We start from the raw sequence: 26,050 nt of genomic DNA, 5'->3' as shown, positions 1-26,050 counted from the left end.
ACCGGACGCGGGGGAACCGTCGACCGCATCAGGAGATATATACGCCTTCGTAGCCTTCGCGTCAGTAATGACCCGAATCGACGTTATCGACAATCACGGACAGTTCACACATCTGGAGCAGCGCGCGCTCCGGGACATGGGCGTCGACGTCTCACTCAGGGACAACACGACCCCGCCAGAGGAGATCGACGCCGACGGCATTGTTCTCTCCGGCGGCCCCGACATGGACGATATCGGGAACTGTCCCGAGTATCTCGATCTCGACGTGCCCGTGCTCGGCATCTGTCTGGGGATGCAACTCATCGCCGACGAACTCGGCGGTCGGGTCGGCGGCGGCGAGTACGGCGGCTACGCGGACGTGACGGTGGACATCCTCGATGATGACGACCCGCTGCTCGGCTCGCTGTATCCCGAAACGCGTGTGTGGGCCAGCCACGCTGACGAAGTGAAGGAAGTCCCGCCCGGATTCGAGCGGACCGCGACCTCCGATGTCTGTGGCGTCGAGGCGATGAGCAACACAGACGAAGCGATATACGGCGTCCAGTGGCATCCAGAGGTCGCTCACACCGAAGAGGGCGAGGAAGTGTTCGAGAACTTCCTGTCGGTCTGTGACCAGCAGTCTGTCGCTCGCCAGTAATCGCTGAAGCGTGATGTAACTGGTTTTATATTCACGCGTAGGATGTGATACATAAATGACGGCGACACAGGGAAATCTCGCTAGTCTTTCGCGGTTTATTTTCAGGGCTCCGACCTGGTATACGAGCCTGGCCTTTGCACTGGTCATCGCGGCGATGACTGGTATCGTTGCGTTCGATTCGCGGTTCATCCTCGACGACGCCTGGCAGGGCGTGTTTCTCATCGGCCTGCCGACCTCAATCGCCAGTGCCGTGACGCCGTGGGTCGACCGGCAGCTGGGCGGACAATTAACCCCGAACCGGGCCACGCTGCTTGCGGTCATCTGTGAGTTGATCACTATCGCGATGCTGACTGTCGCCGGCGTTATCGCCATCTTTACCGTCCGCCTCGGGCAGAACTTCGTCTTCGACGTGCTGTTAGTCGCGCTGGCGTCGATATTCGCCTTCCGGCTGCTGATACTGATGGCCGTCTCGCGGCACTCACTGCTGAAGGCGGCGATTCCGGCGAGCGTCCAGACGGTCACTGCCGCCGTGTTGCTGGCGATATACAGCGGGGCGACCGCGTTTATTCTCGAAGACCCGATGCTTCGGGAGTACCTCTCCCGCCCGGAGGAGGTCCCGCCGCAGGTACAGGGGTTTATTCCGCAGGACTTCATTATCCTCGCGGTTATCTGTGTCATCTACGCGCTAGCAGTCTGGCTGTTCCTGGTCGTCATCGACCAACCATGGCGCTCCTCGCTCGGCGTTTCCGCGCTGGATTTCCTCCGGGGGTTCATCGGGCACATCGCCGAAGGCACGCGCGAACTGGAGGAGTTTTTCGAGGACATCGGCGAAGAAGCCGTCGTCCCGGTCACCTTGCTGTCGGTCCGTCGGCCGGGCGGCGAGGAGAAAGCCCGGTTCGTCCTGCCGATGATTCACCCCGGCCCGATGGGTGAAATCGGCGGCGGTAACCTCCCCAGACGCGTCGCCGAATCGGCCGACGGCCTGGCCTTCCCGCCACACGCGACCGCCGGCCACGACTTCAACCTCGTCACGGAGCGGGAGGTCGACACGATCCTGTCGACCGCAGAGACGGCGTACCAGAACCTCGAATACGACGACCAGGCGACGGCGGGCCTCCGTGTCACAGAGGGCGAGGCCACGCTGACGGGGCAGGCCTTCGGCTCCGATGCGCTCGTCGTGAACACGTACGCGCCGGGCTGTGCCGACGACGTGGAGTACGCCGTGGGTCTCTCAGCGATGTCGGAAGCGCGGGCCGACGGGCTCGACGACGTACTCCTGGTCGACGCACACAACTGCAACGACGGGCTCGAGGGCGACGACCTCGGCCACGTCGTTCCCGGCAGTCAGCGGTCATTCGACATGCTCCACGGGGCCGGTCAGCTTGGAAACTTGCTCACAGATGCCGAAACCGGCCAACTCCGCTGTGGAGTCGCCTGGGACAGGACCCCCTGGGAGCCCGAGGAGGGCATCGGCCCGCTCGGAATCCGGGTCTGTGTCTTCGAAGTCAACGGCCAGCGGACGGCGTACGTGCTCATCGACGGCAACAACATGGAGCCGGGCCTCCGTCAGCGCATCATCGACGCCGCCGACGGCGTGGATATGATGGAGGTGATGACCAGCGACACCCACATCGTCAACACCGTCGAGGCCGAGAATCAGGTCGGACAGGTCATCCCCGAGAAGGAAATCGTTGCGCTCATCGGGGACCTCGTCGACAGAGCCGTCGCCGACCTCGAACCCGTCGAGGCCGGGATGGCGAGCGAACAGGCGACCGTGACGGTGTTCGGCAACGACCGGACCGAGACGCTGGCCTCGACTGCCAACGCGATGGTCTCGATGGGTGGCGCACTGGCCGGGGCGTTCATTCTCGTCGTAATGACGATCAGCGTGTTGATTTTCCTGCTGACCTGACGGCGGTCGGCCGGATACGATCCGATTCCTGCAGCACTACCGACTCGCTACGCTCGCCGACTCTGGTACAGAGAACGCCGAGGAGGAGATTTGAACCACGCCCAGACGGTCCGGGCGTGCGGCGCGGTGCGCCGTTCCGGGCTGCGACTGGTCTACTCCAACTCTCCACGCATCACGGTCCTGCAGCACTGCCGACTCGCTGCGCTCGTCGGAATGGCTGCAGAGAACGCCGAGGAGGAGATTTGAACTCCTGAGTCCGTGAGGACAGTTGCTCTCGAAGCAACCGCCTTGGCCAGGCTAGGCTACCTCGGCTCACCCATCAGTACCGCCGTTTGCTCTTTAGGGGTTTCGATTTCAGACTCGACACCCCTTTACCGGACCCGTAACATGACAGGCTATGGACGCTACCGAGGCAAGCGAGGTGTCGAGTCAGATCCTCGACGAGATCGGGAGTGCCGTCATCGCCGACCGCGGTTTCTTCGAGACAGTGCTGCTGGGGGTCGTCGCGAAGGGCCACGTCCTGCTCGAGGACGTTCCCGGCACGGGAAAGACACTGACCGCCCGCAGCGTCGCGACCGCGCTGGGGCTGTCGTTCTCCCGCATCCAGTTCACGCCGGACCTCCTGCCGGCCGACATCACGGGAACGCACATCTTCAACGAGGAGTCCCGGAGTTTCGAATTCACCGAAGGACCGGTGTTCGCCAACGTTCTGTTGGCCGACGAGATCAACCGCGCGCCGCCCAAGACCCAGTCCGCCCTGCTCGAAGCGATGGAAGAGGGACAGGTCACCGTCGACGGGGACACCTACGACCTTCCCGAACCGTTCTTCGTCATCGCCACGCAGAACCCAGTCGACATGGAGGGGACTTTCGAACTCCCCGAAGCGCAGGTCGACCGGTTCCTGGCAAAGACATCACTCGGCTATCCTGACGACGAAGGCGAGGTCGAACTCCTCCGGCGGCGTGCCGGCCGGACGACACAGAGTCCGACCGTGGAGCCGATACTTGACGCGGAGTCGGTCACGGAACTCCGGAGCGTTCCGGAGACGGTTACCGTCGACGACGACCTGCTGCAGTACATGGCTGCCCTCGCCCGGGCGACCAGAGACGATTACCGCGTGGACGTCGGGGTCTCACCGCGCGGGACCCAGCGGCTGTTCGAGGCAGCGCGGGCGATGGCGACCATCGCGGGCCGGGAGTACGTGGCACCGGACGACATCAAACGGGTCGCACAGCCAGTGCTGGCACACAGACTGGTGTTGACGCCTGACGCCCGCGTCGAGCAAGTCGACAAGGGGACCGTTATCCAGAGCGTGCTCGACGAGGTCCCCGTCCCGACCGTCTAACCCCACGTCCAGCGGGCGTCAAGCGCGTACCGGTACACACCCGTGATGACGATAGCCCCGCCATTGCCGACCAGCGGCACGACGCCGCCCCAAGTGACAAACGCGTAGAGGAGGCCCAACTGGAGCGGGATCGCCGTCCCACGAACGAGGTTCGTCTTCCCTAACCCGACTACGTACTCTCGCAGATCCGAGTGCTGTGACCGGTGGAACGTCCAGGCGTTGTTGAGGACGTACTGAAGCAGAATCGTACACTCGATTGCGATAGCGGCCGCGAGAATGTAATTCAGGCCACCGACATCGTTGAACAACCATAGCAGCGCTTGCTGAATTGACGCAGCAAACACACCGACGAGGAAGAACCGGACGAGTTGCTGTCGTCGGGCCGGTGTGACGACAGCGGACGCCATACAGCCTTACTGATAACCGAGCGCCTTTAACCGTGCTGTTATCTCGTCAGATGCCTCGGTGTTTTCCGCCCCCGTCCCGTCGCTATCGAGTTCTGCGAGGTGTTCGGCAACTGCATCCGAGAGCCGGTCGAGGACGGTCACAGGCGGATCGGCGTCCGCCGAGTCCGAACACAGATCGACCTGCTCTTCGGGATCGCTCGTCCGGTCGTACAGTTCCTGACGCCCCGATTCCGTGAATTCGATGTACGTGTAGCGCTCGTCGCGTGCGCTGAGGAGGAGCTCCCCGTCCGCGCGGCTCCGCGGGATCGGCTGGCTGGTCACGCTCTCGCCCCGGACCGCTGCAGAGACGATGGGGCCGCGGTCCTCGATGTCCGCGCCGTGGATCGCCGGGGCGACGGACGCTCCGTCCCACTCCGTCGCCGGCGTGAGCGACAGCAGATCGCACACCGTCGGCGCGATCGTGTCGAGGCCGACCGGCGTCTCGACCGACTGGCCCTCGCTGTCCGGTGTCGAGACGATGTAGGGAACGTCGATGAGCTCCCGATAGAGCTTGGGGTAGTGAGCGAGATGGCCGTGTTCGAGGAACTCCTCACCGTGGTCGCCGGCGACGACGACGGCCGTATCGTCGCGATGGCCCTCTGTTTCGAGGGTGTCGAGTAACCGACCGACGCTGGCGTCGACCTGCCGAACCGTCGCCTCGTACAGCGTCCGGAGCGTCTCCAGCGTCCGGTCGTCGACTTCCCAGCCCAGCCCGGTTCGGAGGTGGGAGGTGAGCATTCGGAGGACACCGAAGTGGTTGTCCGACACCTCGCGGATGTGCCGCGGGGCTGGCACGTACGGCGTGTGCGTGTCCATGTAGTGGACCCACAGGAAGAACGGTCCGTCGGTCGTCGCCAGAAACTCGGTGGCGCGGTCTTCGAGGTCGCCCATCCGGGACACGTCGGCGAAGGGCCGTTCGTCAGACCCGCCGCTGAGGACGGTCGCAGCACGACGGAACGGTGAAGTGCCGAGTTGGACCCACGCCTGGATGGTCGGGTGGGCCGCCAAGTACTTGCTGTAGCCGCCGCTGTCGACGAACGGCTCGAACTCGTCGAACCCGCGGTCGTATCCCCAGTGATCGGTGAGAAAACCGTTTGCGGCGTTAAATCCTGCCGTCTCGATACCGGCATCGGACACCTGCTCGGCCAGCGTCGGCGTCGACGCCAGACCGATGTCGTCGCTCTCAGCGAACACCGGCCGCGAGCCGTGGATGGACGGGAACGAGAACGGCGTCCAGTTCCCCTGTGCGACGGCGTTTTCGAAGACAACGCCCGACTCAGCGAGCGAGTCCAGGACTGGGGAGACGCTGTCAGCGCCACCCAGTGCGTCCGCTCGCAGCGAATCAACCGTGACCAGCACCACGTTGTTCGTTGCCGGGGCCGTCATTGTCGGCCCACACTCCTCCGTGATCGTAATGGTATCGACGTATCGCGTCCGCGATCCGGGGTTTGCACCCGGTACGTGCCACCGTATTTTCTCATACCCCCTATACCAGACACTGAATACTGAACGTTCCGGATAAATTCAGGGGGCTATAATAGAACCATACTCTGATAAGGTAGAATTAAACCCGTTCTCCGATAATGTGCTGTCCAGAACATATTCGATGACCAACTCCATTCAGCTTCGGTCCTACGACGACCGGGACGCCGACGCTGTCTGGTGTCTCCACGAGTGGGCAATGCGAGCGACCGGCAATGACCCCAGTGACATCCCCGGAACGTCGGACCTGCAAAACATCGAGACGCGGTATTTCGACACCGGCGGCGCGTTTCTCGTCGGCGTCGTTCCCGATGCCGACGATGACCTCCCACAGACGTTCGACGGCGGCCTAACCGCGATGGGCGGGTTCCTCCCGAATGAAGTCGGGCACGCGGACGAGCGAACCGTCCCCGGCGCGGCCGAACTCCACCGGATGCGGGTGGCTCCGTCCCGGCAACGACGTGGCTACGGTCGGAGCCTCCTCGACAAACTCGAACAGCAAGTGGTCGAGCAGGGATACGAGGTCCTGCTTGCGACGACATCACAGAGCCAGCCCGCCGCGGTCGCGTTCTACCGCGACGAAGGATATCAGGAGGTAGACCAGTCAACACAGGGCGAGTACGAACTCGTCCACTTCGAGAAACGGCTCTGACCCAACAATCGGACGCGGCGTTCAGTCACCGCTGTAGGCGTCGTCGGTGTCCTCGCCGAAGGAGGTGTTGAGCCCGCCCGGGCTCTCCCTGTCTTGCTCACGCATACTCTGTCGCGTGAACTGCGGCTTGGCGCGGACGGCCTTTTTCGAGCGGAACGACCACCACAGCGCCAGTGACAGGCCGACAGTTCCAGCGATACCGACACCAGTGGCCGGCAGCGACGCCTGCGTGTACAGGAACGCTGTCGAAAACAGCGTGCTTGCGAGCAACATCCCAAGGATGAGCCGCTTTGTCATCGTCGCGAGCAGGCCATCGGAGTCCTCAATGTCGGCCTGTACGCGGAAGTCCTCCCGCTCGACTCTGTCGAGGGCGGACTCCAGTTTCGGCGGGATACGGACGGCCGACCGAGCGGCGTCGGACACTTCGGTCGCTCGGTCCTCGACGAAGTTCCGAACGCCCTCGGCGAGATACCCCTCCTCGCGGAGATAGTCGGTCGCAACGCCGATAAAGTCGAAGTCCTCGTCGAGGGTGACACAGACGCCTTCAACGACCGTGGCGACACGCAACACGAGCGCCAGATTCGCCGGCAGTCGAAGCGGGAACTCGTAGATGGTGTCTTCGACTTGCTGGATGATCTGCTGGACGCGGTACTGCTCGATGTCCTCGCCACGGGCGTCGGCGATAGCCAGTTCCATCACGTCGCCCATCACCTGCCGGTCGGCCTCCGGCGAGAGCGTCCCCATCTCGATGAGGGCATCGAGAATGGCATCGATGTCCTGATCGGCGACGGCGGCGTAGAAGTCGATGATCTTGTCCTGCACGAACGGGTCGACTCGACCGGACATCCCGAAGTCGTAGAAGACGAGCGTCCCGTCGTCTTGCACGGCGAGGTTCCCGGGATGTGGGTCGGCGTGGAACACGCCATCGTCGATAATCATCTGCAGGTACGCCCGCTGGAGCGTCTCGGCCAGCTCCGTCCGGTTGATACCGCCCGCGTCGAGGCTGTCGATGTCGTTGATCTTCGTGCCGGGGACGTACTCCATCGTCAGGACGCGCCGGGTGGAGTGAGACTCCTTGACTTCGGGGATGCAGATGCGGTCGTTGTCCCTGAAGTTCTCCCGAATTTCGGTGAGCATCCGCCCCTCTCGCTGGTAGTCCATCTCCTCGCGGATGGTCTTCGAGAACTCGTCGGCTAGCGTCTCAAGCGAGAACGACCGGGAGTCGTCGATGAAATACATCAACAGCGGGAGCGACCAGCGGACGACCCGCAGGTCGGCCTCGACGAGCGTCTCGATACCGGGCCGGCGGATCTTGACGGCGACCTTCTCGCCGTCGACCTCCGCCAGATACACCTGGCCGAGCGACGCGCCGCTTATCGCCTCTGTCTCGAACTCGTCGAAGCGGTCGTCGACGGAGCCCAGTTCGTCCTCGATGACGACCCGTGCCTCGTCCCAGTCCGCCGGTGGCACGCGGTCCTGCAACTTCGAGAACTCCTCGATGTACTCCGGCGGCAGGACGTCCGGCCGGGTCGAGAGTATCTGTCCGAGTTTGATGAACGTCGGGCCGAGCGTCAGCAGCGAGTCGAGCAGTTGCTGTGCACGTTTGCGACGCTGTTCAGGCGTGACACGGCGCGACGAGCCGACCACGAAGAACCGCTTTCGGTCTCGTGCGTACGCGACCAACAGGGGCAGGAAGTGGCGAGCGACGACGAGGAACCGCCAGTACGCGCGAAGGTTCACCGGCTTGCCACCTCTGGGTCAGTCCCCGTCGATCGGGATTGTAGTGCTCGGTGCGGCTGTCGCCTTCGGCAGGCGGAGCTCGAGGACGCCGTTTTCCACGGTCCCCTCCCCGCCCTGCCCGGTCGTGTCCGGCGGGAGCGGGAGCTCGGCGTCGAGGAACACGGAGCGGTCCTCGCGGACGAACGTGAACTCCCCGGGCACGTCTTTGGTCCGTTGCCCGTCGATACGAAGGCGGCCCCCTTCAACGGTCACGTCGATTGTGTCCGCGGTCACACCCGGCAGGTCGAGCACGAGCAGGTATTCGTCCTCGGATTCGAGCACGTCCGCGAACACGGCGTCGGGAAGATCCCGAAGCGCTTCACGCAGGGCTGGCATACGCCTGTCTAAGTGGTACGCAGTGGTAAACCCGACGGTCTCTGCTACTCTACAGGGGTACGGAGAGGAGGACGGCAGCACCGATGAGGACAGCCGCTAGTCCGAACACAGTTTCAGCGATAGCGCCGCGAACAATCCGTCGGGCCGTGCCACGCTCGCTGGTGTCGGAGATGACGAACACCGGCGTCCCATCGCCATCCCCGACGACGGCGTCGACCAGATTACTTCCCCACTCCGATGCGGGGCCGCGCATCGCCTGGCCGTAGACGTACACGTCCTCGCCGACATCCAGCCGACGCTCGGTGAAGCGCTGTTTGTTCCCCAGACTGATCTCAGTGACGAGCAGATTCACGGATCCGTCCTGTGCCTCGACGGCATCCGTTCGCTCGACGTAGCCGGCCAGGCGCTCGGGGAGTTCAGTCCCGGGGGATACCGTCACGGACTGGGACTCGAACCGTACGTCCGCGCCGTCGGGATTCACGCGGACGCGAGCGTTCCCGTCGTCGACGATGAAGTCGACGCCGGCCTGCCCCTCGTCTAGCGTCTCCCAGCTGGAGTGTTTCCCCGACGACCGATACTCCTCGACCTCGTAGGTGTAGGCCAGACACTCGCTGCCGGTGAAGGGAGCCGTGACGGTTCCGGCGTCCTCGTCGGCAACGGCTGTGCCGGTGATTTCGACGGGACCGGAGTGCCCGTCGAGCGAGCGCACCGGGACTGGATCGTTCCGGAGGATGTGAAACACCGTTCGGAGTTCCCGGCCACCGCGGAGGAGGACGAAGCCGCCGATGACCAGGAACACGATGGCGACCAGTTGCGGGAGGACCATACGGCCACTCCGCGTCGGACCGAACAAAAGCGTTCCCAGTCCATGTAGGCGAGCGACTGATGGGACGTGGCCACTCGGGGCGTTTTTGCCACAGTACCCACTAGCAAGGGTATGGCTGGCTCCCCGCCGTCGGAGGCCGAGTCGCTCGCGCTGGAGACTGCCCGCAGACAGCTCGGTAGCTTCGCTGTCCCCGTCGACCGGACAGACAGGATTCCGCTCTCCGTCGCTGTCGGACGAGTGCTGGCGACAGATGCGACGGCGAACGAACCCGTGGAAGCGGCGGATATCTCGGTCGACGACACCGTCTTCCAGCAGGGGCATCAGGTACGGCCCGGCGATGTGGGACTGTTGCGGGCAAGCGGCGTCTCCGAACTGCTCGTCCGCCAGCGACCACAGGTCGGAATCGTACCGACGGGCGACGAACTCCGAGCGGCTGCCAGCGCGGCCCGCGAGGTCGAGACAGCGGGGTTCACGCTGGCGCAGTACGCCGACCGGTGGGGCGGGAAAGTGACCTACCGGGACCCCGTCGCCGACGACGCACCGGCGCTCCGGATGGCCGTCCAGCGCGACCTCACCCGTGATGCGCTCGTCATCACCGGGACCGAGCCGGGGGACACGCTTCGAGAGGTCGTTGCGGACCTCGGCGAAGTGTTCACCGACTACGTCGATATCGACCCCGGCCAGCGGACGGGAGTCGCCGTCGTCGAGGACCGCCCGGTCCTGCTGTTGCCGGAGTCGCCGAGTGCAGCCCGCGTCGGCGCGGTACAACTCCTTCGTCCGCTACTGAAGGCGTTTGCCGATGCACCGCTGTCGGATCACCCCCACCAATCAGCCTCACTGAGCGACGGGGTAGACAGCCCTGCATCCGTCCGTTCGTTCGTGCCGGTCACCGTGACCGACGGGACAGCGGCGCCACTGCCGGGCGCTGACCTTGCCACGGCGACCCGAGCCGACGGCTGGGTATCCGTGCCTGCAGACGAAACTGGTATCGATGCCGGAACGACTGTCACCGTGGAAAACTGGGACTACCTCCCCTGAGACGACGCCAGATCGAGCAGCGAGGCGACGCGCCTGTCGCCGCGCACGCACCGACCCATCTCCGCCGGGGACCGCCGACCGACGTGGACCCCGTCGAGGCCCGCGTTCCACGCTGCACCGATGTCTGACGGATTGTCCCCGGCCAGCACGCCGCTGTGACCGTTGTACCAGACATCCATCTCCCGCATCGCCAACTCCACCGGCTTGGGGTCGGGCTTCCAGCCGATGTCGTCGTCACAGCAGACGACCGTCTCGAACCAGTCGGCGATGTCGAGATGGGCAAGCACCGGTTCGGTGAGGTACTGCTGGCAGTGTGTGACCAGTCCGACCGGTGTGTCGAGGGTGGCGAGGAACGCCTCGGCGTCGTCGTAGAGATACGTCGCCTCGGCCCGGGCGACAGGGTCTTCCTCCTCGTGGAACAGCCGCCAGAACTCCTGTTGGTCGACATCGCGCTCTGCGAGTGTCTGTGACCGAGTCCCACCGAATCCGTACCAGAGCGCGTCCCGTTCCCGGTCGGTGAACTCGACGCCGAGGCGGTCGCCGACAGCACCCATCACCTTCCGGGGGTAGGCTGGCTCGATGTCGACGAGCGTCCCATCGAGGTCGAACAGCCAGAAATCATAGTCGGTGGTCATGAGGGGTGATTTTATTGGGGATTTTCTAATAAAGTCTTTCGGGCCCTACTACCAGTTTTGATGCGTATAACACCGCTGTAAACACTGACTACGCAGCGACGTTTCTTTTCACGCCACACGGATCGAACTGCCGAGGTACTTGTTGAGCACTTCGCTGACCGAATCAGCGTTGAACAGGGCCAGGTCGTCGGCGATTTCGGCTTGTAGCGCGTCGAGGTACGCCTCCTCGGTCCGGAGTTCACGGAACGACGCCGAGACGACCGGGCAGCCGAGTTCGTCCTCGACAAGCCGACGGAAGTGCGGTTCGTCGGCCAGTTCGCCCCGCCAGAGCGTGTCCCGGAAGAACAGCCAGCCGCCGGTCCCCGGGGTGTCGGCCGCTCGATACAGCGTCGTCTCGAACCGGTCGGGGTCAGTCCACAGCCCATCCGCGTCCGGCTCCAGCCGGATTTCGACCCGAAAGACGTACCGTGCGGTCGCCCCCTCGGGGTCGGTCGGCCGGAGCGACGCGAGTCCATCGGCGGTGTCCACGGTCACACCGTCAGTCGTGGATGCCGTTCAGCCGCTCGGCGAGATCGATGTCGTTCTCGGTGATGCCACCGGCGTCGTGGGTCGTGAGTCGGACTTCGACCTCGCCCCAGCGGATGGTCATCTCCGGGTGATGCCACGCGTCCTCGGCGAGGCCAGCGGCGGCGCTCAGAAAGCCCGACGCGTCCAGATAGCCGTCGAACTCGAAGACGCGAACGATTTCGTCGCCGTCGCGGGTCCACTCCTCGGGTAGCCGGTCGCTAATCTCTGCATCAGAGAGCAGGTCTGCCATATCGGATACGTCGGACGGCGTGGGCAAAAAGGTGGGCGTGGTCAGTCGTCAGAGAGTCGGTCGAGCATCGCGTTCGGGATCTCGTCGCGCATGCCGTCGGGGATGTCGTCGACCGACATGCCCTGGGTGAACTCGGGCGGGGTGACCTGGTCCGGGCCGCCGAAGTCCGGGTCGAACAACTGGAGCGCCGTATGAATCGTCGACCAGTCGTCCTCCTCCGCGGCGTCGCGCAGGCTCTTGGTCGGCGCGGCGAGGATCTGCGAGACGATGGCGTCGGCCATCGCTTCGACGACTTCCGCCTGGTCATCGTCGAAGTCAGCCGCCGAGAGCGCGCTGTTTATCTCGGCCGCCTTGACCTGTTCGGCGCTCTCGTACATCGTCGAGATGACCCTGTCGGCGCGTTTGCGCTTGTACTGCGTGAGCAGGCGGTCGAACTCCTCGTCGACGATGCGTTCGACTGCCTCGGCGGCTCGCTGCCGCTTGTTCCGCGTTTCGGCGGTCACCGACTCCAGCGCGTCGAGGTCGTACACCGTCACTGACGGGAGTCGGTCCGCGCCGGCCGGAACGTCACGCGGCTGGGCAATATCGACGATAGATACGTCACCGGCATCGCTGAAGGTCCCGATATCGAACACCTGGTCGCCGCTCCCCGTCGCCGAGATGACGGCACTGGCCTCGGAAACGGCCGCTTCGATGCCGTCGAGCGCAACCGCACTGGCGTCGATGTCGACCGATTCGGCGACGTGCTCCGCGTGTGGCACTGTCCGATTAGCCACGAGCAGCCGTTCTACCTCCTCGCTGAGCGCATCCGCAGCGAGTTGGCCCATCTCGCCGGCACCGACGACGAGCGCTGTCCCGTCAGTCAGCGAACTCTCCTGTTTGAGCAAGCGAACCGCGGCGGAGGCAATCGAGACGACACCCTCGTTGATCTTCGTCTCCGTGCGGGCGCGCTCGCCGACGTGAATCGCTTTCGTGACACCGTCTTCCAGCATCGGCCCGATGCCGCCAACGCCGCGGGCTGTCTCGTAGGCGGTCCGGAGCTGGCCGAGGATCTGGTCCTCGCCCAGCACAATCGATTCGAGCCCGGCGGCTACCCGGAGCAAGTGACGGAGGCTCTCCTCGTGACCCATCTCGACGACGACATCTTCGGGCACGGCGCGGGTGAACAGTTCGAGCGCGTCGAGCCCGTCCGCGTGATCAGAGACGACGACGTACCCCTCGGTACGGTTACACGTCTGTAGCGCAATCGCCTCTTCGACCTCTGGGTTGGCGAGCAGGGATTCGACGGCGTGGCGCTCGCTGTCCGCCGCAGCGGTCTCTAATTGGTCGACGCTTGCGCGTTCATGGGAGATACAGACCCCAACGATTGCACCAGTGTCCCCTCTCACGTTTGATCACCAGGTAACTCTCCGATCACGTCTCTAGCTACTTGCTCTCCCTTGTACCTGCCACTATCTAAAGCCTTCCAAACTTCCCGTGACCTGACAACGAACCTGACGGCGTCACGCCGTTCGGCCGGCGGGACGCCCCGGTCGCGAAGGTCCTCACGGAGGTCACCAACGAGTTCCGCCATCAGACCGGCGTTTCCGAACTCGTCTTCGAAACGCTCGCGGAGGTGTTTCGACAGCGCCGGCGCGCGCCCGCCGGTCGCAATCGCCAGCGTCACCGGGTCGTCCCGCACTGTCGCCGGGACGACGACATTGCCGAACGACTGGTCACCGTGGTCGTCGGCACGGTTGACGAGCGCGCCGTGCTCCTCGGCAACCGCGGTGAAGGCGTCGTTCAGGGCCGAGTCGTCCGTCGCGGCGACGACCAGTGCCGGGTCGGTCCGCTCGACCCATTCTTCGGCATCCTCGGGGTCCGGGGCGGCCCGGACCTTTTCGGCGTCCGCGAACGCCCGGTCGGCGAACTCGGGACTGAGGACGACGACGCTCGCCTCCGTGGCGAACGTTCGGGCCTTGCGCGCACCGACCGGACCGCCGCCGACGACGAGCACTGTCTCGCCCTCGAAGTCGTGCATGAGCGGAATCATCGGTGCTCCCCTCCTGATCTGGCGCTGCTACACCAAGCGGACACGGTCACGCCGTCTCTGTGTTCTGCCGCGCTCGTTCGTCCAGCCTGATTCCCGTCTTCTTCAGGATGCGCGTCGAGAACAGCGTGTCCCAGTCGTCCTCGGACACGTCCCAGTGGTCGGCCATCCGGTCGCGGACCTGCTGGATGCGCTCCTGGCTCTCCGCTTCGCTTCGCCCGTGGGTCATCGCGAAGAAGTTGTACGGCCAGACGCCGTCGTGGCGCGGCCGCTCGTAGCAGTGGGTCACGAAGTCGAACTCGGCGATAGCCGGGCCGACCTCGTCGATGACCTCGTCGGGGACGTCCCAGACGGTCATCCCGTTCTCGCTGTAGCCGAGCGCGTAGTGGTTCGGGATGACCCCGACGCGGCGGACCTTCCCTTCCATGTTGAACCGCTGTATCGTCTCCAGCACCCAGTCGACGTCGGCGTCGATTTCGTCGGCCACGTCGGCGTAGGGCGTGGCGGTAATCGGCAGGCCGTCCTGGATTTCCAGCACGAGGTCCAGTTCGTCGGCGGTCAGGGACTGGCTGTCGGTCGGCGTCACGTCCGGCCCCAGGTCCGAACAGTCGATATCTTGCGTCTGTGGCCCCTCGACGGGGAACTTCGCGCCGACGTGGAACTCCTGCTGTTTCGGGAGGTTGTACGTCTCCTCGCCGGTTTCGGCCTCGATTTCTGCCAGGACCTCCTCAACCCGGCCTTCCTCTGCCACCGAGAGGACGAACCACATGTTCAGATGCGGATGTTCGCGTTCGTAGTTGTGCGCGACCTCCGGGTACGCGTTTATCATCTCGGCGTGTTCGTCGTAGCTGTCCTCGGGGGCGTGAGTTGCGACAAGGGTGGCGGTACCGCCGATAGCTTCGGCGTTGATGAGTGCCCCGAACCGCGTGAGAACGCCCGCGTCGTCGAGGTCCTGTACACGCGCTAACAGCTCGTCCGCGTCGATGTCGACGCCGTGGTCGGCGAGGGCCGCCGCGGCCGGTTCGAACGGCCGTTCGACGACCGGGAAGCCGCCCTGGAAGGCGTTCAACACCGCCCGGTCTACCGTCCCGAGGTCTTCGCTCATGCCGAAAGCTGGGGGGCCTGCGAATAAAAACAGTCCGGGACAGCCGGTACCATGTCCGGGTCGCCGGAGCGTTTTACCCCCTTGCGCCCCTAACCCGCGCGTGGCAATCTCGACAGCCGAGCTGGCGGTCCGGCTGCTGGTCTACCTGTTTGTCCTGATAGGGGTACCGCTGTGGTTCGTGCTGATGTTCCGGCTCATGGACTACGCCGCACACGATACGCTGGTCGAGCAGTTCAGTGGTCGACGTAACGGTCGCGACACCGGCCAGCTCAACGCCTACTTCGAACAGGCCGCCGTCGAGGCCACGACCTGTCGTATCTGTGGCGCAGCGAACGGCCCGGACTACACCTACTGTCACAACTGCCAGGAACGGCTGGCGGCCGGCGACTGATACTGTTGGACGTAACTTCGTACAGCTATTCGCAACCCTGGGAGTGGCGACATTCTTGAAAGGCTTCCGTCCGACAGTACGACGCGGTTACTCGCCTTCGACACCGGTTACCGCGTAGCCGGCGTCCTCGATAGCTTCGAGAATGCCGTCGTGGTCGGCGCTGGCCTCGTAGTAGAACACCAGGTCAAAGGAACTGTTACGCAGGAGTTGCTGGCACTCCCAGACGAACTCCTCGCCGTCCAGCGTGAGGCCCTGGTGCTGGTTCGACGCGAACTCGGGGTCGTCGCTGCCGGAGTAAACGTACGTATCCTTCGGGTCCAGGCCCGCGCCTTCGGCGATGAGTTCGCCGACCTCGATGGTGGCCTGCATCATCTCGATCTCGTCGCTGCCGTCGTACTCCGTGTGGACGACAGCGCCGTTGAGCTGAATCTCGCCGGGCTCAAGCAGTTGTTTAGTCCGGCGGTAAAGGTCGTCGTCAAGTGCGTCGGCCTCGCTCATACCATGCGGTCGGTGTTGCTGTCCCTAAGACACTTCGGATTCCAAACGCTGGTCGGCTCTATCCGAAGATATTCGGTTCGAGAGGCGGCGTGGCGACAGCGCCGCTGCGCTGCCGAGTAGCGCCGCTCGGTCAGTCGCGAACCCGTTGAAAAGCGAGCCGGTCTCGCTTACAGTCGCGTGAGGTTCTTCGCCCGCGGGCCTTTGTCTGCCTGTTCGATGTCGAATTCGACTTCTTGCCCTTCTTCTAAGTCCGGGCCGCCGACGTCTTCCATGTGGAAGAACACGTCTTCGTCGGCATCGTCGGTTTCGATGAAACCGTAGCCACCCGTATCGTTGAAGAAGTCGACAGTGCCTGTCGCCATGGTTACAGCCGCGTGAGGTTTTTCGCGCGCGGGCCTTTGTCGGCCTGCTCAATCTCGAATTCCACTTCTTGCCCCTCCTCGAGGTCAGGACCGTCGATGTCCTCCATGTGGAAGAAGACGTCCTCGTCGGAGTCTTCGGTATCGATGAACCCGTAACCGCCTGTGTCGTTGAAGAAGTCTACCGTACCGGTCGCCATTGCAATTTGAACGTTAAGCCGGGGTATATTAAAACTATGCGCATATATTTCGATAGATTAGGTGGGAAATAACTGTACCCAGTCCCTTCCACAAAGCCCTTATTGAGTGGTTGAAATGTACACAACGATGCTATCGAGGGGGAAGCGACTGGGATATGCGGCCTACGAGCGATTGCTCCAGTGGGAACTGTCAGGGACGCCCGACCACGTCGCAGTCATTATGGACGGGAACCGAAGATACGCGGAAAAGCAGGGCGCCAAAAAACAGGAAGGCCACAGAGAAGGAGCCCAAACAACGGAGGCGCTGCTGAACTGGTGTGACGAACTCGGCGTTCGTGAGGTGACGCTGTACACGTTCTCGACGGAAAACTTCGACCGCGACCCCGAGGAACGCGAACACATCTTCGACCTCGTCGAACAGAAGCTCCGAACATTTGCCGACGCCGACCGGGTCCACGAGGCCGGCGTGTGTATCCGCGCCATCGGCGAGACAGAGATGCTACCCGACCGGGTCCGAGACGCTGTCGACTACGCTGAAGGGCGAACCGCCCAGTACGACCAGCTCAACCTCAACATCGCGCTGGCCTACGGCGGCCGGGCCGAACTGCTCGGCGCGGCCCGCAACGTCGCCACTGCCGTCGAAGACGGAACCCTCGACCCGACGGACGTCTCCGCGGAGACTATCGAAGCGCGGCTCTACGAGGGGCCGACCCGCGACGTTGATCTCATCGTTCGAACCGGCGGTGACGAACGCACCTCGAACTTCCTGCCGTGGCACGCCAACGGCAACGAGGCTGCCACGTTCTTCTGTACGCCCTACTGGCCCGAATTCCGGAAGGTCGACTTCCTGCGAGCGATTCGGACGTACCAGAACCGAGAGCAGTCCTGGCGGACGACCCGTGCCGAGCGCTCGCTGGCACTGGTTCGTGCCATCGAGCAGTCGGAACTCCCGACGGCCAAACGGATGCTCGGACGGTTCCGGGACGCGCTCCCGAGCGCCGAGCGCGAGCAACTTGAGGACGAGTACGAAATCGCAGACTGACCTCTTACCGACCGAACCGCCGCTGGCGCTCCTGGTAATCCCGCAACGCCCGCAAGTAATCCCGAAGCCGGAAGTTCTGCCAGTTCACGTCAGTGAAATACAGCTCCGAATACACGGACTGCCAGATCATGAAATCGGAGAGCCGCTCGGCCCCGGTCTTGATCACCAGATCCGGGTCGGTCGGGAAGACGAGATGCTCCTCGACCGCAGCCTCGTCGATATCGTTCGGGTCGAGTGAGCCTGCATCGACGTCTTCCGCGAGCTTCTGGACGGCCGTCGCGAACTCCGACTGTCCGCCGAGGCCGATGGAAATCTGGATCGGGGCGTCGGCCGTCGTCTCGTCGTCCGGTACTCTGACCGCTATCTCCCGTGGCGCGGTGACACTTTCGAGTTCACGCTGCAGCGTCGGGATCGCTTCCTCGTCGAGGACACTCACGTAGACGACGACGGTATCGGTGCCGTACTGAACGGCCCAGTCGAAGAATCGCTCTAAGGTCCGGTATGCACCGTCTCCCAGGAGGTCCCGCTCGGTGATCACCAGCGCGACCGTCTCGGGCAGGTCGGCGTCGCTGCGCCGAACGCGCATCGCGAGATATCGGTCGTATAGTCCCACGCCCGCCGGTATGCTGACAGCCCCAGTAAATCTCACGGTACCGTCGCCTCCGCAGTTCGGAAAGGGTAAGTGCCTCTCGGGGATACCGGTGGGACGTGACTGGCACAGTCCGTCGGGCAGGCGCGTTCGCCGCCGTGGGGACCCTCGCGGTCGCCGTCCCGGCCGCAACGGGCTTTCGCTCGCTCGAACTCGCGACTGTCGCCGCTATCGCACCCTTCGTCCTCGTCGCCGCGCTCGGCGTGACGGTCATCGGGCAGGACTCGCGGCTGTTCGACCTGTTCGCCCGTCCCGGCGACTACGAGGACGGGAAACTGTACGGCCTGGCGGCCTTCTCGCTTGCCGCCGCCGGGCTCGCGCTGCTTGCCGTCCGATTCAGTCTACCGGTGCCGGTGTTCGTCGGCGTCGTCGTCATCGTCGCCTACGGGAACCTCGGCCAGCGACTCGCCTACACCGTCCGCTCCGACGAGGTGGTCGCAACCGCAGGCTTCGTGCTCGTCGGCTTCGTCGCCGGCGTCGCGGGACAGGTGGCGGGAACGCGGATTCAGGCCGCCGTCGGCGAGGGAGCGGCCGCCGTCGACATTCCACTCGTGCTGTTTCTCGCCGCCAGCGGCGCGTTCGTCGCTGCCCTGCTTCGCTCGGTCCTGTTCGAACGGGACGACCCGCTGGTGATGCTCACGGTGGGACTGCTGCTGTGGCTGTTTTTCGAACTCGACCCGTCGGTGACTGCACAGCGCGTCGTCATCGCGCTCGCCGTGACAGTACTGCTCGGCTATCTCTCCTACGCGCTCGACACGGCGTCCCTCCCGGGGATGCTCACCGGCGTTCTCCTCTCGTTTTTGACCATCGTTCTCGGCGGTTTCGGCTGGTTCGCCATGCTGATTTCCTTTTTCGCGCTCGGTGGCCTCTCGACGAAGTTCCGCTACGAGGAGAAACTGGACCGCGGCATCGCCGAGGAGAACGAGGGCGCACGCGGGAGCGGGAACGTGCTCGCGAACTCCATCGTCGCGCTGTTCGCCGTCGTCGCCGCGGCGGCGAGTCCGAGCCACATCGCCGTCGACCCGCTGCTGTTCTTCTATGCCTTCGCCGGGGCCGTCGCCGCCGCGATGACCGACACGTTCTCCAGTGAGTTCGGCGGGCTCTACGACAACCCGCGACTCATTACGACGCTCAAACCAGTCGAGCCGGGCACTGACGGCGGCGTCACCTGGCAGGGCGTGGCCGCCGGGGCCATCGGGGCAGGCATCATCGCTGGCATCGCCGCGCTCACGCAGGACATCAGTACAGTCGGCAGCGGCGTCATCCTCCTGTGTGGACTGGTCGGCATGACCGTCGACAGCCTGCTGGGTGCGACCGTCGAGGGCTCGGTCGTCGGCAACCAGGGCGTCAACATGCTCGCGACCCTGGCGGCCGCGCTGACCGGCGCTGGCGTCGTGCTGACCGCCGGCCTCCTATGATCCGGGAGGCTCGTTCCGAAGACGAGGTTCGTCTTCGGGCCATCCAGACGGACGCGCTCGACGAGCCGTGGCCGGAGCTCCTCGGCGTCGGAATCGACGGCCCGCCGCTCGTGCTGGTCCTCGATATCGGCGAACCGCTCGGCTACGCGCTTGTCGTGCCGGACCACCCGGTCGCGTACCTGGCGGAGTTCGCCATCACGCCCGGCAAACAGGGGCAGGGCCTCGGGACGACACTTATGCACGGGCTTCTGGACAGGCTCCGGACTGGTGGGTTCGAAACAGCGAGACTCACCGCGCGCGCTGACGACGAGCGAGCGCGCTCCTTCTACGACGGGTTCGGGTTCTCGGTCGCCGACGAGCTACCCGACCACTACGACGACGGCGACGGTGTGTTGCTCGTTCGCGAACTCTAGTCCTCGATGCGAACCTGTACGGCCGTCGGCTGTTTGACGTACTCGCCGTGGCCGGCAGCGACGACGACATCGACGCCGCGCTGGGCGGCAACGTCGAGGAGCTTCTGCGTGCAGTCGGCATCGATGACGACGGTCTTGGGAACGGCCTCAGCGGCTGCAAGCAGCGAGACGACGGTATCAGCATCGCCTTCAGCGAGCAGCGTCGCGTCCTCGTCGACCAGCCTGGCCGTCCCGCTGTGGTTCTGAATGACGGCCTCGATGTGGTCCGAAAGCGAGGGGATGGTCGGTCCGTCGCCGCTTTCGGTCGACTCCTCGTCGGCTGCGGCATCCGCCACAGCGGTTGCGTTCGAGTTGTCCGCGACACTCGTCGCCCCCTCGGTCGTTTCGGCCTGCGCCGACCCGGCCTGCGGAGCGGGCGCGGGCTGGCTGTCTGCGGTGTCCTCCGACGTCGCGGCCGCCACGGCACCGCCGTCAGCGGTCGTCGACTCCTCGGGATGGGACATCTCCTCGCGGATGCTGTCGAGGCTCTTGGCGCTTGCGACCGTCTCGTAGGGAACCTTGTCCCGGAGCGCCGACATCACCTCGCTGCGTGAGAGGTCCTCGACGGACTTGCCGGTGGGAGTGACAGCGACATAGTCAACGTCGCCGACCTGCGCGAGTTCCTTCAGAATGAGGTCCCCGCCGCGGTCACCGTCGAGGAACGAGGTCACCGTCCGGCCGGCCGTCAGGTCCGCAATGGCGTCGGGGACGTCCGTTCCCTCGACTGCGACGGCGTTTTTGATGCCGTATTTGAGCAGTTGCATCACGTCCGAGCGACCCTCGACGACGACAATCGCGTCGGAGTCGGCCACCCGCGGGCCGGCCGGGAGTCCCTCGTAGTCGGTCACGTCGGCGACCCGGACCTGCTGTCTGACCGTCTCGACGATGTCCGCGGTCTGGATCGACTTCTCCTCGAAGTCGTTCAGGAGTTCCGTCGCGCGCTCGACGACTTCGCGCCGCTTGGCGCTGCGTACGTCCTCTATCTCTGAGACCTCGATTTCGGCGCGACACGGCCCCACCTGTTCGATGGTCTCCAGTGCTGCGGCGAGGATCGCTGTCTCGACTCTGTCGAGACCGCTCGCGACGGTGATCTCGCCGAAGGACTGTCCGCCTTCGGAGCGTATCTCCACGTCGATGCGGCCGACCTTCTTCGAGTCCTGCAGGTCCCGCAGGTCCAGTTCGTCGCCGAGTAGCCCTTCCGTCTGGCCGAACACCGCGCCGACGACGTCGCTCCGCTCGACGACTCCCGCCGCCGTGATGTCGGCATGTATCAGATATTTCGCCGTATCTTGCATGATTGTCCTGTTTTCCAGCCCGTCGAACGCTGTTCCGACGGACTGCTGTCACTATACTGATGTTGGGAAGTACAGCGGAATAACCTTGCGCACGCGAGTCGGTGGAGGAAAACCTCACTCAGTTGACTTTCGAGCCGACACTGCCTCGATGGATCGCTGTGCACCAGACGGGTCAGCCACTCACTCCAGCAACGGGCGCATACCGCCGATACCCGCCTGGATGGCGTCGACCGGGTCCTCGGGGTCGTCGTGTTCGAAAACGAGCCATTCAGTCCCGGCCTCGCGGGCCGCATCCACCACGGCCTGGAGCGGGACGACCCCCTCGCCGAGAGCGGTCGGCTCCCCGTCCTCTGTCATGTCCTTGAGGTGGACGACGGGAACGCGCCCGTCGAGTCGCCGAATCAGGGCGGCAGGGTCTTGACCCGCCGCGTGCGCCCAGCCGGCGTCGAACTCGAAGTCGATCGTCGTCCGGTCGACGAGCGCGTCGAAGGCGGTGCCATCGCCGAGCGGGACGAACTCGTGGTCGTGGTTGTGATACAGCAGGGGTCGGTCGAACTCCGTGTCGAGCATCCCGAGCAGCGTCGCGGTCGACTCGACGGCGCGCTCGCTCGCGAAATGGTCGTCATCGAGATACGGAAGGACGATGGACGGCGCGTCGAGCGTCCGGGCCTGATTCTCAACGGTGCGAGAATCGGACTGCAGGTCCTCCAGTTGGACGTGGACGCCGGCGATACCGAGCCCCGCCTCGTCGAGCGCACGTCGGGATGCGCCCGGGTCGCCGATGCCGGCGAACTCCACGCCGTCGTAGCCGGCGGCGCTGATGCGGTCGAGCACGTCCGATAGCGGCTCCCGGAGTTCCCGGAGCGTCCAGAGCTGGATCGCTGTCTGCATACCGTTGCTGCGAACGCTGTCGTAAAATAACTGGACGGACTACCGGGGGGCATGGGATTCACTGAAACGGAGATCGACCCCGCGCGGTTCCTCGAAGACGTAGAGATGCGTATCGGCGAAATCGTCGACGTCGGACCGTTCCCCGAAGCCCGCAAAGACGTGTACAAGCTCGACGTGGCGTTTGGCGACGAAACGCGCCAGTCCGCCGCAGGGCTGACAGACGTGTACGATCCTGAGGACTTGCTCGGGTCGCAGGTCGTTGCCGTCGTCAACCTCGGGACGGTCTCAATCGCCGGCTTCGAGAGCGAGTGTCTGGTGACCGGGGTCGACAGCGAGGACGGCGTCGTCCACCTGACGCCCGAACGGGACGTCGAACCCGGGACCCGCGTGTATTGAAGAATATAGTTCTTCAACGGCTGTCGGTGAAGGTTCGTTACCCATTAGTACCGCCAGCGGCTAGACTGTCGTAATATGAGTACAGTCAGGGCCGCTGGGTGGACAGTCGTCGCGCTCGTGTTGATGGCGCTGGCAGTGCCGTGGTTCCTCTGGGACACCAGCACGGTCGCGGCCGGGCTGCCCGTATGGCTGTGGTGGCACGTTGGATGGATGGCGCTTGCGAGCGTCGTCTTTGCTGTCTTTGCGCGCACCGACTGGGGCCTCGGCGTCGAGGAGGTGAACTGACGTGGCCGATACTGCGCTCCAGTTGGGTATCGTCGGCGCGTACATGGTCGTCGCGCTCGCGGTGGGCGCAGTCGCCTACCGGCTCACCGAGCGCACCGCCGAGGACTACTACCTCGCAAGCCGGACGCTCGGCACGGTCGTGCTGTTGTTTACCACCTTCGCGACGCTACTGTCGGCGTTTACCTTCTTCGGCGGCCCGAACCTCGCGTTCAGCGCCGGCCCCGAGTGGATTCTCGTGATGGGGCTGATGGACGGCATCATCTTCGCCGTCCTCTGGTACGTGCTGGGATACAAGCAGTGGCTGGTCGGCAAGCGCCACGGCTACGTGACGCTCGGCGAGATGCTGGGCGACCGGTTCGGGTCGACGGCGCTCCGCGTTGTCGTCGCCGCTGTGAGCCTCGTCTGGCTGTTCCCGTACGTGATGCTCCAGCAGAAGGGGGCCGGCCAGGCCATCGTCGGCCTCACGAACGGCGCGGTTCCGTTCTGGGTCGGAGCCGGCGGCATCACGCTGTTCATGATCGCCTACGTCGCGCTCTCGGGCATGCGCGGCGTCGCCTGGACAGACACGCTTCAGGGGCTGTTCATGCTCTCGCTGATCTGGGTCGCCGTCGCCTGGGTCCTGTCGGCCGTCGGCGGCGCGGGTGAGGCGACGGCCCTGCTGGCGTCCGAAAAGCCGGCGTTTGTCGGTCTCGGCGGCGGCCTCTACACGCCGCAGTACATCATCTCGACCGCAGTCAGTATCGCCTTCGGCGTGACGATGTTCCCGCAGATCAATCAGCGCTTCTTCGCCGCCGGCTCGAAGAAGGTGCTCAAGCGCACGTTCGCGCTCTGGCCGGTACTGGTCCTGCTCCTGTTCGTCCCGGCGTTCATGCTGGGGGCGTGGGCGGCCGGGCTTGGTATCACCGTCCCAGAGGGCGGCAACGTCATCCCGGCGCTGCTGGGCGAGTACACGCCGACGTGGTTCACCGCGCTGGTCATCGCCGGCGCGATGGCCGCGATGATGTCCTCCAGCGACTCGATGTTGCTTTCGGGGTCGTCGTACCTCACCCGTGACCTCTACCGGCCGCTGACCGGCCGCGACGATGCCAGCGACGAGGCGACCGACCGTCGCGAGGCGCTCGTCGCCCGCCTCGGTGTGGTCGCTTTCGCCACCCTCTCGTTCATTGCGAGCCTCTACACGCCGGGGACACTGGTCCAGATTGGTGACACCGCCTTCAGCGGCTTCGCCCAGCTAACTGTCCCAGTCGCGCTGGCGCTGTACTGGCAGGGAACCACACGCACCGGGATGTACGCCGGCGTGGTGGGTAGTCAGGTGTTCTACGGCCTGCATGTCTTCCCGGTCATTGCGACGGTTGGGGGACTGGTCGGCCTCGACGTCGCCCTGCCGACAGCGTACCTGGGCTGGACGCCCGGCATCGTCGGCATTCTGGTCGGTCTCGTGTTGACAGTCGCCGTCTCGCTGGTGACTGCCCCCGCCGCGACCGAGAATCGCACTGCCTACGCCGTCACCGGTATCGAAAGCGACTGAGACACGGTCGGTCTGCGTGCCGCCCTCCGGCACGGCAACCACTGGACGGCGGCCGCCGGCAGACATGTAAACCTACAAAAGCGTCCAGACCAATGTGCCGGTATGGACTCCGACCAAAACGTCGGCGGTCGCGACCGCCTGATCCGAGCGGTGCTGGCAGTCGTTCTGACAATCGTCTCCCTGCGCTGGCTTCGCAGCGGGAAGCGCAAGCGCGGCCTGCTCGCCGGAATCGGCGCGCTCGGCCTGGGATTCAACGCCTCGACAGGCTACTGTGGGTTCAACGATACGCTCGACATCGACACGTCGGCCGATGACGACGACGTGTTTGCCCCGGATGCGGACGACGAGCCGGCAGCCGACGAGTCGACGGACGTGAGCGTGGACTTCACCTCCTCCGGCGATACCGAGGCCTCGAACGGCCACGCCAGCGGTAAGCTGACCTGCGCCGTCTGCGAGGACCCTATTGTTCCCGGGGAGCGCCGTGGGCCGAACGATGACGGCGCTATCGTGCACGAAAGCTGCGAGTAACGCGCCGCCCCGATACGCGCTCGGCAGCCCGAGTCTGGTTCTTTTTATAATCACCGTCCCAGTCTTTCACGTATGCAGACCCACATCGTCCCGGTCGGATTCGACTACGACCGGCTCATCGCGCCGCTCGTGCGCGAGCAACTCGACGTTGACCGCGTCATCCTGCTCGAGGGCGCGGTCGGCAGCGAGGCCAACGTCGAGTACTCGCGAAACCTCGCCGAGAAGTTAGAGAAGGACTACCAGAACCTGCTCGGAGCGGAAACCGAGCGGTTCGTCGTCGCCGACGTGTACGACTACGACGAGGCCTTCGAGCAGGCCTTCGAGCTCATCAACGCCGAACTCGACGCGGGCAGCGAGGTGTGGGTCAACGTCTCCGCGATGCCTCGGACTGTCTCGTTTGCCTTTGCGACCGCAGCCCACTCGATCATGGTCGAGCGCGAGGGCGACCGGGACCGCATCCACACCTACTACACGGTCCCCGAGAAGTATCTGGAGACGGAACTCGCCGAGGAACTGCGCAAGCAGATCGACATGCTAGAGGACATGCGCACGGGCGAAGAAGTCGACGAGCGAATTGACGACCGACTCGAAACCGCGCGGGACCTGCTATCGGAGTTCGACGAGCGGGGGACAACCATCGGCGCGAAGGAGATCGACGGCTCCCACATCGTCGAACTGCCGGTCGCCTCCTTCTCGAACGTCAAGCCCTTCGAGGAGGTCATCCTCTTCACGCTGGGCGAACACGGCGAGTTCGAGTCCGTCTCCGAACTGGCCCAGCAGTTGGCCCGGGATCTGGGTGAGGAGTACACCGACTCCTTCCGCTCGAAGGTCATCTACAACGTCGACCGGCTCGGCCCCGGCGGAAAGGGGTACATCGAGCAGGAGGAACACGGGAAATCCTACCGGACGACGCTCTCCCGCATCGGGCAACTGTGGGTCCGGGCCCACTCCGCCGAGGACCGCAAGCACCGCGAGTCCGACCTGCCGTGAGCTGGTCGCTGGTATGAGCCCGTCGGGACGCTGGCGAAAACCGAAGTCATTAATCCTGCCGTAGGTCGAGTATTGTACAGATGGTGCGT

31 protein-coding genes and 1 tRNA gene are annotated in these 26,050 nt (G+C 64.6%); 14 read left to right on the top strand and 18 right to left on the bottom strand.

All coding sequences use genetic code 11. The features are described from left to right. Positions 1 to 67 precede the first annotated feature (67 nt). Together Har1131_RS06630 and Har1131_RS06625 are read left to right on the top strand one after the other, a co-directional pair. Positions 68 to 637 (top strand): GMP synthase subunit A, encoded by a 570-nt coding sequence (locus Har1131_RS06630; RefSeq protein ID WP_004957654.1) that lies wholly within the window; start codon positions 68 to 70, stop codon positions 635 to 637. Positions 638 to 692: 55 nt separating this feature from the next. Then, positions 693 to 2,549: a DUF2070 family protein gene (locus Har1131_RS06625; RefSeq protein ID WP_050036876.1), complete on the top strand. Its 1,857-nt coding sequence runs from the start codon at positions 693 to 695 to the stop codon at positions 2,547 to 2,549. Between the two features lie 227 nt (positions 2,550 to 2,776). Here the strand turns inward: Har1131_RS06625 and Har1131_RS06620 are convergent. Next, positions 2,777 to 2,861 (bottom strand) — tRNA-Ser (locus tag Har1131_RS06620). 85 nt (positions 2,862 to 2,946) lie between these two features. On the opposite strand from Har1131_RS06620, the gene Har1131_RS06615 reads away from it, so the two are divergent. Then, positions 2,947 to 3,894: a MoxR family ATPase gene (locus Har1131_RS06615; protein ID WP_008312676.1), complete on the top strand. Its 948-nt coding sequence runs from the start codon at positions 2,947 to 2,949 to the stop codon at positions 3,892 to 3,894. Here Har1131_RS06615 and Har1131_RS06610 read toward each other — a convergent pair. Together Har1131_RS06610 and Har1131_RS06605 are read right to left on the bottom strand one after the other, a co-directional pair. Continuing rightward, positions 3,891 to 4,301 carry a GtrA family protein gene (locus tag Har1131_RS06610; RefSeq protein WP_014040942.1) on the bottom strand — a complete coding sequence of 137 codons (411 nt, stop codon included), beginning with the start codon at positions 4,299 to 4,301 and terminating at the stop codon, positions 3,891 to 3,893. The genes Har1131_RS06615 and Har1131_RS06610 overlap by 4 nt on opposite strands. Positions 4,302 to 4,307: 6 nt before the next feature. After that, positions 4,308 to 5,726 (bottom strand): sulfatase-like hydrolase/transferase, encoded by a 1,419-nt coding sequence (locus Har1131_RS06605; RefSeq protein WP_050036877.1) that lies wholly within the window; start codon positions 5,724 to 5,726, stop codon positions 4,308 to 4,310. Positions 5,727 to 5,946: 220 nt separating this feature from the next. Between Har1131_RS06605 and Har1131_RS06600 the strand changes: the two genes are divergently transcribed. Further along, complete coding sequence (locus Har1131_RS06600) at positions 5,947 to 6,474, top strand: GNAT family N-acetyltransferase (protein ID WP_151103641.1); 528 nt, start codon at positions 5,947 to 5,949, stop codon at positions 6,472 to 6,474. A 21-nt stretch (positions 6,475 to 6,495) separates the two neighbouring features. Here the strand turns inward: Har1131_RS06600 and Har1131_RS06595 are convergent, their stop codons facing one another. Genes Har1131_RS06595 through Har1131_RS06585 form a run of 3 tightly spaced genes read right to left on the bottom strand, consistent with a single transcriptional unit; the run spans position 6,496 to position 9,415 of the window. After that, positions 6,496 to 8,214 carry an AarF/ABC1/UbiB kinase family protein gene (locus tag Har1131_RS06595; RefSeq protein WP_129755438.1) on the bottom strand — a complete coding sequence of 573 codons (1,719 nt, stop codon included), beginning with the start codon at positions 8,212 to 8,214 and terminating at the stop codon, positions 6,496 to 6,498. Between the two features lie 18 nt (positions 8,215 to 8,232). Next, the gene (locus Har1131_RS06590; RefSeq protein ID WP_014040946.1) at positions 8,233 to 8,589 is read right to left on the bottom strand and encodes an Hsp20/alpha crystallin family protein; all 357 of its coding nucleotides are present in this window, start codon (positions 8,587 to 8,589) and stop codon (positions 8,233 to 8,235) included. Positions 8,590 to 8,638: 49 nt separating this feature from the next. Beyond that, complete coding sequence (locus Har1131_RS06585) at positions 8,639 to 9,415, bottom strand: GIDE domain-containing protein (RefSeq protein ID WP_014040947.1); 777 nt, start codon at positions 9,413 to 9,415, stop codon at positions 8,639 to 8,641. Positions 9,416 to 9,526: 111 nt separating this feature from the next. Between Har1131_RS06585 and Har1131_RS06580 the strand changes: the two genes are divergently transcribed. Beyond that, positions 9,527 to 10,453 carry a molybdopterin-binding protein gene (locus Har1131_RS06580; protein WP_050036880.1) on the top strand — a complete coding sequence of 309 codons (927 nt, stop codon included), beginning with the start codon at positions 9,527 to 9,529 and terminating at the stop codon, positions 10,451 to 10,453. Here Har1131_RS06580 and Har1131_RS06575 read toward each other — a convergent pair. The 6 genes from Har1131_RS06575 to Har1131_RS06550 all read right to left on the bottom strand — a co-directional run bounded on the left by Har1131_RS06575 (position 10,441) and on the right by Har1131_RS06550 (position 15,039). Then, entirely contained in the window at positions 10,441 to 11,088 is a 648-nt protein-coding gene (locus tag Har1131_RS06575; RefSeq protein WP_050036881.1) for an HAD family hydrolase, read from the bottom strand. The two genes, Har1131_RS06580 and Har1131_RS06575, sit on opposite strands and share 13 nt — an antisense overlap. 108 nt (positions 11,089 to 11,196) lie before the next feature. Continuing rightward, positions 11,197 to 11,616 carry an LWR-salt protein gene (gene lwrS, locus Har1131_RS06570; protein ID WP_014040950.1) on the bottom strand — a complete coding sequence of 140 codons (420 nt, stop codon included), beginning with the start codon at positions 11,614 to 11,616 and terminating at the stop codon, positions 11,197 to 11,199. 10 nt (positions 11,617 to 11,626) lie between these two features. Beyond that, positions 11,627 to 11,905, bottom strand: a complete 279-nt coding sequence (locus tag Har1131_RS06565; RefSeq protein WP_008312658.1) for a 4a-hydroxytetrahydrobiopterin dehydratase — start codon at positions 11,903 to 11,905, stop codon at positions 11,627 to 11,629. Between the two features lie 41 nt (positions 11,906 to 11,946). After that, positions 11,947 to 13,293, bottom strand: a complete 1,347-nt coding sequence (hemA, locus tag Har1131_RS06560; RefSeq protein WP_050036882.1) for a glutamyl-tRNA reductase — start codon at positions 13,291 to 13,293, stop codon at positions 11,947 to 11,949. Next, complete coding sequence (locus Har1131_RS06555; protein ID WP_050036883.1) at positions 13,290 to 13,937, bottom strand: bifunctional precorrin-2 dehydrogenase/sirohydrochlorin ferrochelatase; 648 nt, start codon at positions 13,935 to 13,937, stop codon at positions 13,290 to 13,292. Before Har1131_RS06555 ends, hemA begins: the two co-directional genes overlap by 4 nt. Before the next feature lie 46 nt (positions 13,938 to 13,983). Further along, a complete protein-coding gene (locus tag Har1131_RS06550; protein ID WP_014040953.1) occupies positions 13,984 to 15,039 on the bottom strand; it encodes an Lrp/AsnC family transcriptional regulator in 1,056 nt (351 codons plus the stop codon). 100 nt (positions 15,040 to 15,139) lie between these two features. Here Har1131_RS06550 and Har1131_RS06545 point away from each other — a divergent pair, with 100 nt between their 5' ends. Beyond that, entirely contained in the window at positions 15,140 to 15,430 is a 291-nt protein-coding gene (locus Har1131_RS06545; protein WP_014040954.1) for a hypothetical protein, read from the top strand. 87 nt (positions 15,431 to 15,517) lie between these two features. Here the strand turns inward: Har1131_RS06545 and Har1131_RS06540 are convergent, their stop codons facing one another. The 3 genes from Har1131_RS06540 to Har1131_RS06530 form a co-directional block, all read right to left on the bottom strand. Beyond that, positions 15,518 to 15,928, bottom strand: a complete 411-nt coding sequence (locus Har1131_RS06540) for a DUF5778 family protein (RefSeq protein ID WP_151145572.1) — start codon at positions 15,926 to 15,928, stop codon at positions 15,518 to 15,520. A 167-nt stretch (positions 15,929 to 16,095) separates the two neighbouring features. Then, positions 16,096 to 16,290, bottom strand: coding sequence for a cold-shock protein (locus Har1131_RS06535; protein WP_004591449.1), 195 nt, complete (start codon positions 16,288 to 16,290; stop codon positions 16,096 to 16,098). 2 nt (positions 16,291 to 16,292) lie between these two features. Further along, positions 16,293 to 16,487: a cold-shock protein gene (locus Har1131_RS06530; RefSeq protein WP_004517065.1), complete on the bottom strand. Its 195-nt coding sequence runs from the start codon at positions 16,485 to 16,487 to the stop codon at positions 16,293 to 16,295. 115 nt (positions 16,488 to 16,602) lie between these two features. On the opposite strand from Har1131_RS06530, the gene uppS reads away from it, so the two are divergent. After that, the gene (gene uppS / locus Har1131_RS06525; RefSeq protein ID WP_079980806.1) at positions 16,603 to 17,529 is read left to right on the top strand and encodes a polyprenyl diphosphate synthase; all 927 of its coding nucleotides are present in this window, start codon (positions 16,603 to 16,605) and stop codon (positions 17,527 to 17,529) included. A gap of 4 nt (positions 17,530 to 17,533) precedes the next feature. Here the strand turns inward: uppS and Har1131_RS06520 are convergent, their stop codons facing one another. After that, on the bottom strand, positions 17,534 to 18,142 hold the full coding sequence (locus Har1131_RS06520; RefSeq protein ID WP_023843370.1) for an undecaprenyl diphosphate synthase family protein: 609 nt from the start codon (positions 18,140 to 18,142) through the stop codon (positions 17,534 to 17,536). Between the two features lie 95 nt (positions 18,143 to 18,237). On the opposite strand from Har1131_RS06520, the gene Har1131_RS06515 reads away from it, so the two are divergent. Both Har1131_RS06515 and Har1131_RS06510 read left to right on the top strand, forming a co-directional pair. Beyond that, positions 18,238 to 19,596, top strand: coding sequence for a DUF92 domain-containing protein (locus Har1131_RS06515; RefSeq protein WP_014040958.1), 1,359 nt, complete (start codon positions 18,238 to 18,240; stop codon positions 19,594 to 19,596). Continuing rightward, positions 19,593 to 20,009 carry an N-acetyltransferase gene (locus tag Har1131_RS06510; RefSeq protein WP_050036884.1) on the top strand — a complete coding sequence of 139 codons (417 nt, stop codon included), beginning with the start codon at positions 19,593 to 19,595 and terminating at the stop codon, positions 20,007 to 20,009. The genes Har1131_RS06515 and Har1131_RS06510 overlap by 4 nt, the downstream gene beginning before the upstream one ends. On the opposite strand, the gene dnaG is transcribed toward Har1131_RS06510, so the two are convergent. Together dnaG and Har1131_RS06500 are read right to left on the bottom strand one after the other, a co-directional pair. Beyond that, positions 20,006 to 21,343 (bottom strand): DNA primase DnaG, encoded by a 1,338-nt coding sequence (gene dnaG / locus Har1131_RS06505; protein WP_050036885.1) that lies wholly within the window; start codon positions 21,341 to 21,343, stop codon positions 20,006 to 20,008. The genes Har1131_RS06510 and dnaG overlap by 4 nt on opposite strands. 180 nt (positions 21,344 to 21,523) lie before the next feature. Next, a complete protein-coding gene (locus Har1131_RS06500) occupies positions 21,524 to 22,234 on the bottom strand; it encodes a sugar phosphate isomerase/epimerase (protein ID WP_050036886.1) in 711 nt (236 codons plus the stop codon). Between the two features lie 51 nt (positions 22,235 to 22,285). Between Har1131_RS06500 and Har1131_RS06495 the strand changes: the two genes are divergently transcribed. From Har1131_RS06495 to Har1131_RS06475, 5 genes are all read left to right on the top strand, one after another. Continuing rightward, the gene (locus tag Har1131_RS06495; protein ID WP_050036887.1) at positions 22,286 to 22,630 is read left to right on the top strand and encodes a tRNA-binding protein; all 345 of its coding nucleotides are present in this window, start codon (positions 22,286 to 22,288) and stop codon (positions 22,628 to 22,630) included. A gap of 75 nt (positions 22,631 to 22,705) precedes the next feature. Then, positions 22,706 to 22,915: a DUF3311 domain-containing protein gene (locus Har1131_RS06490; protein ID WP_004957724.1), complete on the top strand. Its 210-nt coding sequence runs from the start codon at positions 22,706 to 22,708 to the stop codon at positions 22,913 to 22,915. 1 nt (position 22,916) lies between these two features. Then, positions 22,917 to 24,443, top strand: a complete 1,527-nt coding sequence (locus Har1131_RS06485) for a sodium:solute symporter (RefSeq protein ID WP_014040963.1) — start codon at positions 22,917 to 22,919, stop codon at positions 24,441 to 24,443. Positions 24,444 to 24,545: 102 nt separating this feature from the next. After that, entirely contained in the window at positions 24,546 to 24,971 is a 426-nt protein-coding gene (locus tag Har1131_RS06480) for a DUF2892 domain-containing protein (RefSeq protein WP_008312632.1), read from the top strand. Between the two features lie 72 nt (positions 24,972 to 25,043). Further along, positions 25,044 to 25,961, top strand: a complete 918-nt coding sequence (locus Har1131_RS06475; protein WP_014040964.1) for a DUF6293 family protein — start codon at positions 25,044 to 25,046, stop codon at positions 25,959 to 25,961. The last annotated feature ends 89 nt before the right edge of the window (positions 25,962 to 26,050 follow it).

It is taken from the genome of Haloarcula sp. CBA1131 (assembly GCF_008728975.1).
Classification (GTDB): domain Archaea; phylum Halobacteriota; class Halobacteria; order Halobacteriales; family Haloarculaceae; genus Haloarcula; species Haloarcula hispanica.
This window is presented reverse-complemented; position numbering and strand designations above follow the sequence as displayed.

Bases quoted from the DNA above. Each gene is read 5' to 3' on its own strand.
- Har1131_RS06475 (WP_014040964.1), top strand. From the start codon at position 25,044: ATGCAGACCCACATCGTCCCGGTCGGATTCGACTACGACCGGCTCATC.
- Har1131_RS06565 (WP_008312658.1), bottom strand. From the start codon at position 11,905: ATGGCAGACCTGCTCTCTGATGCAGAGATTAGCGACCGGCTACCCGAG.
- Har1131_RS06535 (WP_004591449.1), bottom strand. From the start codon at position 16,290: ATGGCGACAGGCACTGTCGACTTCTTCAACGATACGGGTGGCTACGGT.
- Har1131_RS06495 (WP_050036887.1), top strand. From the start codon at position 22,286: ATGGGATTCACTGAAACGGAGATCGACCCCGCGCGGTTCCTCGAAGAC.
- Har1131_RS06550 (WP_014040953.1), bottom strand. From the start codon at position 15,039: ATGAGCGAAGACCTCGGGACGGTAGACCGGGCGGTGTTGAACGCCTTC.
- Har1131_RS06480 (WP_008312632.1), top strand. From the start codon at position 24,546: ATGGACTCCGACCAAAACGTCGGCGGTCGCGACCGCCTGATCCGAGCG.
- Har1131_RS06600 (WP_151103641.1), top strand. From the start codon at position 5,947: ATGACCAACTCCATTCAGCTTCGGTCCTACGACGACCGGGACGCCGAC.
- Har1131_RS06615 (WP_008312676.1), top strand. From the start codon at position 2,947: ATGGACGCTACCGAGGCAAGCGAGGTGTCGAGTCAGATCCTCGACGAG.
- Har1131_RS06605 (WP_050036877.1), bottom strand. From the start codon at position 5,726: ATGACGGCCCCGGCAACGAACAACGTGGTGCTGGTCACGGTTGATTCG.
- dnaG (WP_050036885.1), bottom strand. From the start codon at position 21,343: ATGCAAGATACGGCGAAATATCTGATACATGCCGACATCACGGCGGCG.
- Har1131_RS06585 (WP_014040947.1), bottom strand. From the start codon at position 9,415: ATGGTCCTCCCGCAACTGGTCGCCATCGTGTTCCTGGTCATCGGCGGC.
- Har1131_RS06500 (WP_050036886.1), bottom strand. From the start codon at position 22,234: ATGCAGACAGCGATCCAGCTCTGGACGCTCCGGGAACTCCGGGAGCCG.
- Har1131_RS06510 (WP_050036884.1), top strand. From the start codon at position 19,593: ATGATCCGGGAGGCTCGTTCCGAAGACGAGGTTCGTCTTCGGGCCATC.
- Har1131_RS06610 (WP_014040942.1), bottom strand. From the start codon at position 4,301: ATGGCGTCCGCTGTCGTCACACCGGCCCGACGACAGCAACTCGTCCGG.
- Har1131_RS06625 (WP_050036876.1), top strand. From the start codon at position 693: ATGACGGCGACACAGGGAAATCTCGCTAGTCTTTCGCGGTTTATTTTC.
- Har1131_RS06555 (WP_050036883.1), bottom strand. From the start codon at position 13,937: ATGATTCCGCTCATGCACGACTTCGAGGGCGAGACAGTGCTCGTCGTC.
- Har1131_RS06630 (WP_004957654.1), top strand. From the start codon at position 68: ATGACCCGAATCGACGTTATCGACAATCACGGACAGTTCACACATCTG.
- uppS (WP_079980806.1), top strand. From the start codon at position 16,603: ATGTACACAACGATGCTATCGAGGGGGAAGCGACTGGGATATGCGGCC.
- Har1131_RS06540 (WP_151145572.1), bottom strand. From the start codon at position 15,928: ATGAGCGAGGCCGACGCACTTGACGACGACCTTTACCGCCGGACTAAA.
- Har1131_RS06590 (WP_014040946.1), bottom strand. From the start codon at position 8,589: ATGCCAGCCCTGCGTGAAGCGCTTCGGGATCTTCCCGACGCCGTGTTC.
- Har1131_RS06490 (WP_004957724.1), top strand. From the start codon at position 22,706: ATGAGTACAGTCAGGGCCGCTGGGTGGACAGTCGTCGCGCTCGTGTTG.
- Har1131_RS06580 (WP_050036880.1), top strand. From the start codon at position 9,527: ATGGCTGGCTCCCCGCCGTCGGAGGCCGAGTCGCTCGCGCTGGAGACT.
- Har1131_RS06575 (WP_050036881.1), bottom strand. From the start codon at position 11,088: ATGACCACCGACTATGATTTCTGGCTGTTCGACCTCGATGGGACGCTC.
- Har1131_RS06530 (WP_004517065.1), bottom strand. From the start codon at position 16,487: ATGGCGACCGGTACGGTAGACTTCTTCAACGACACAGGCGGTTACGGG.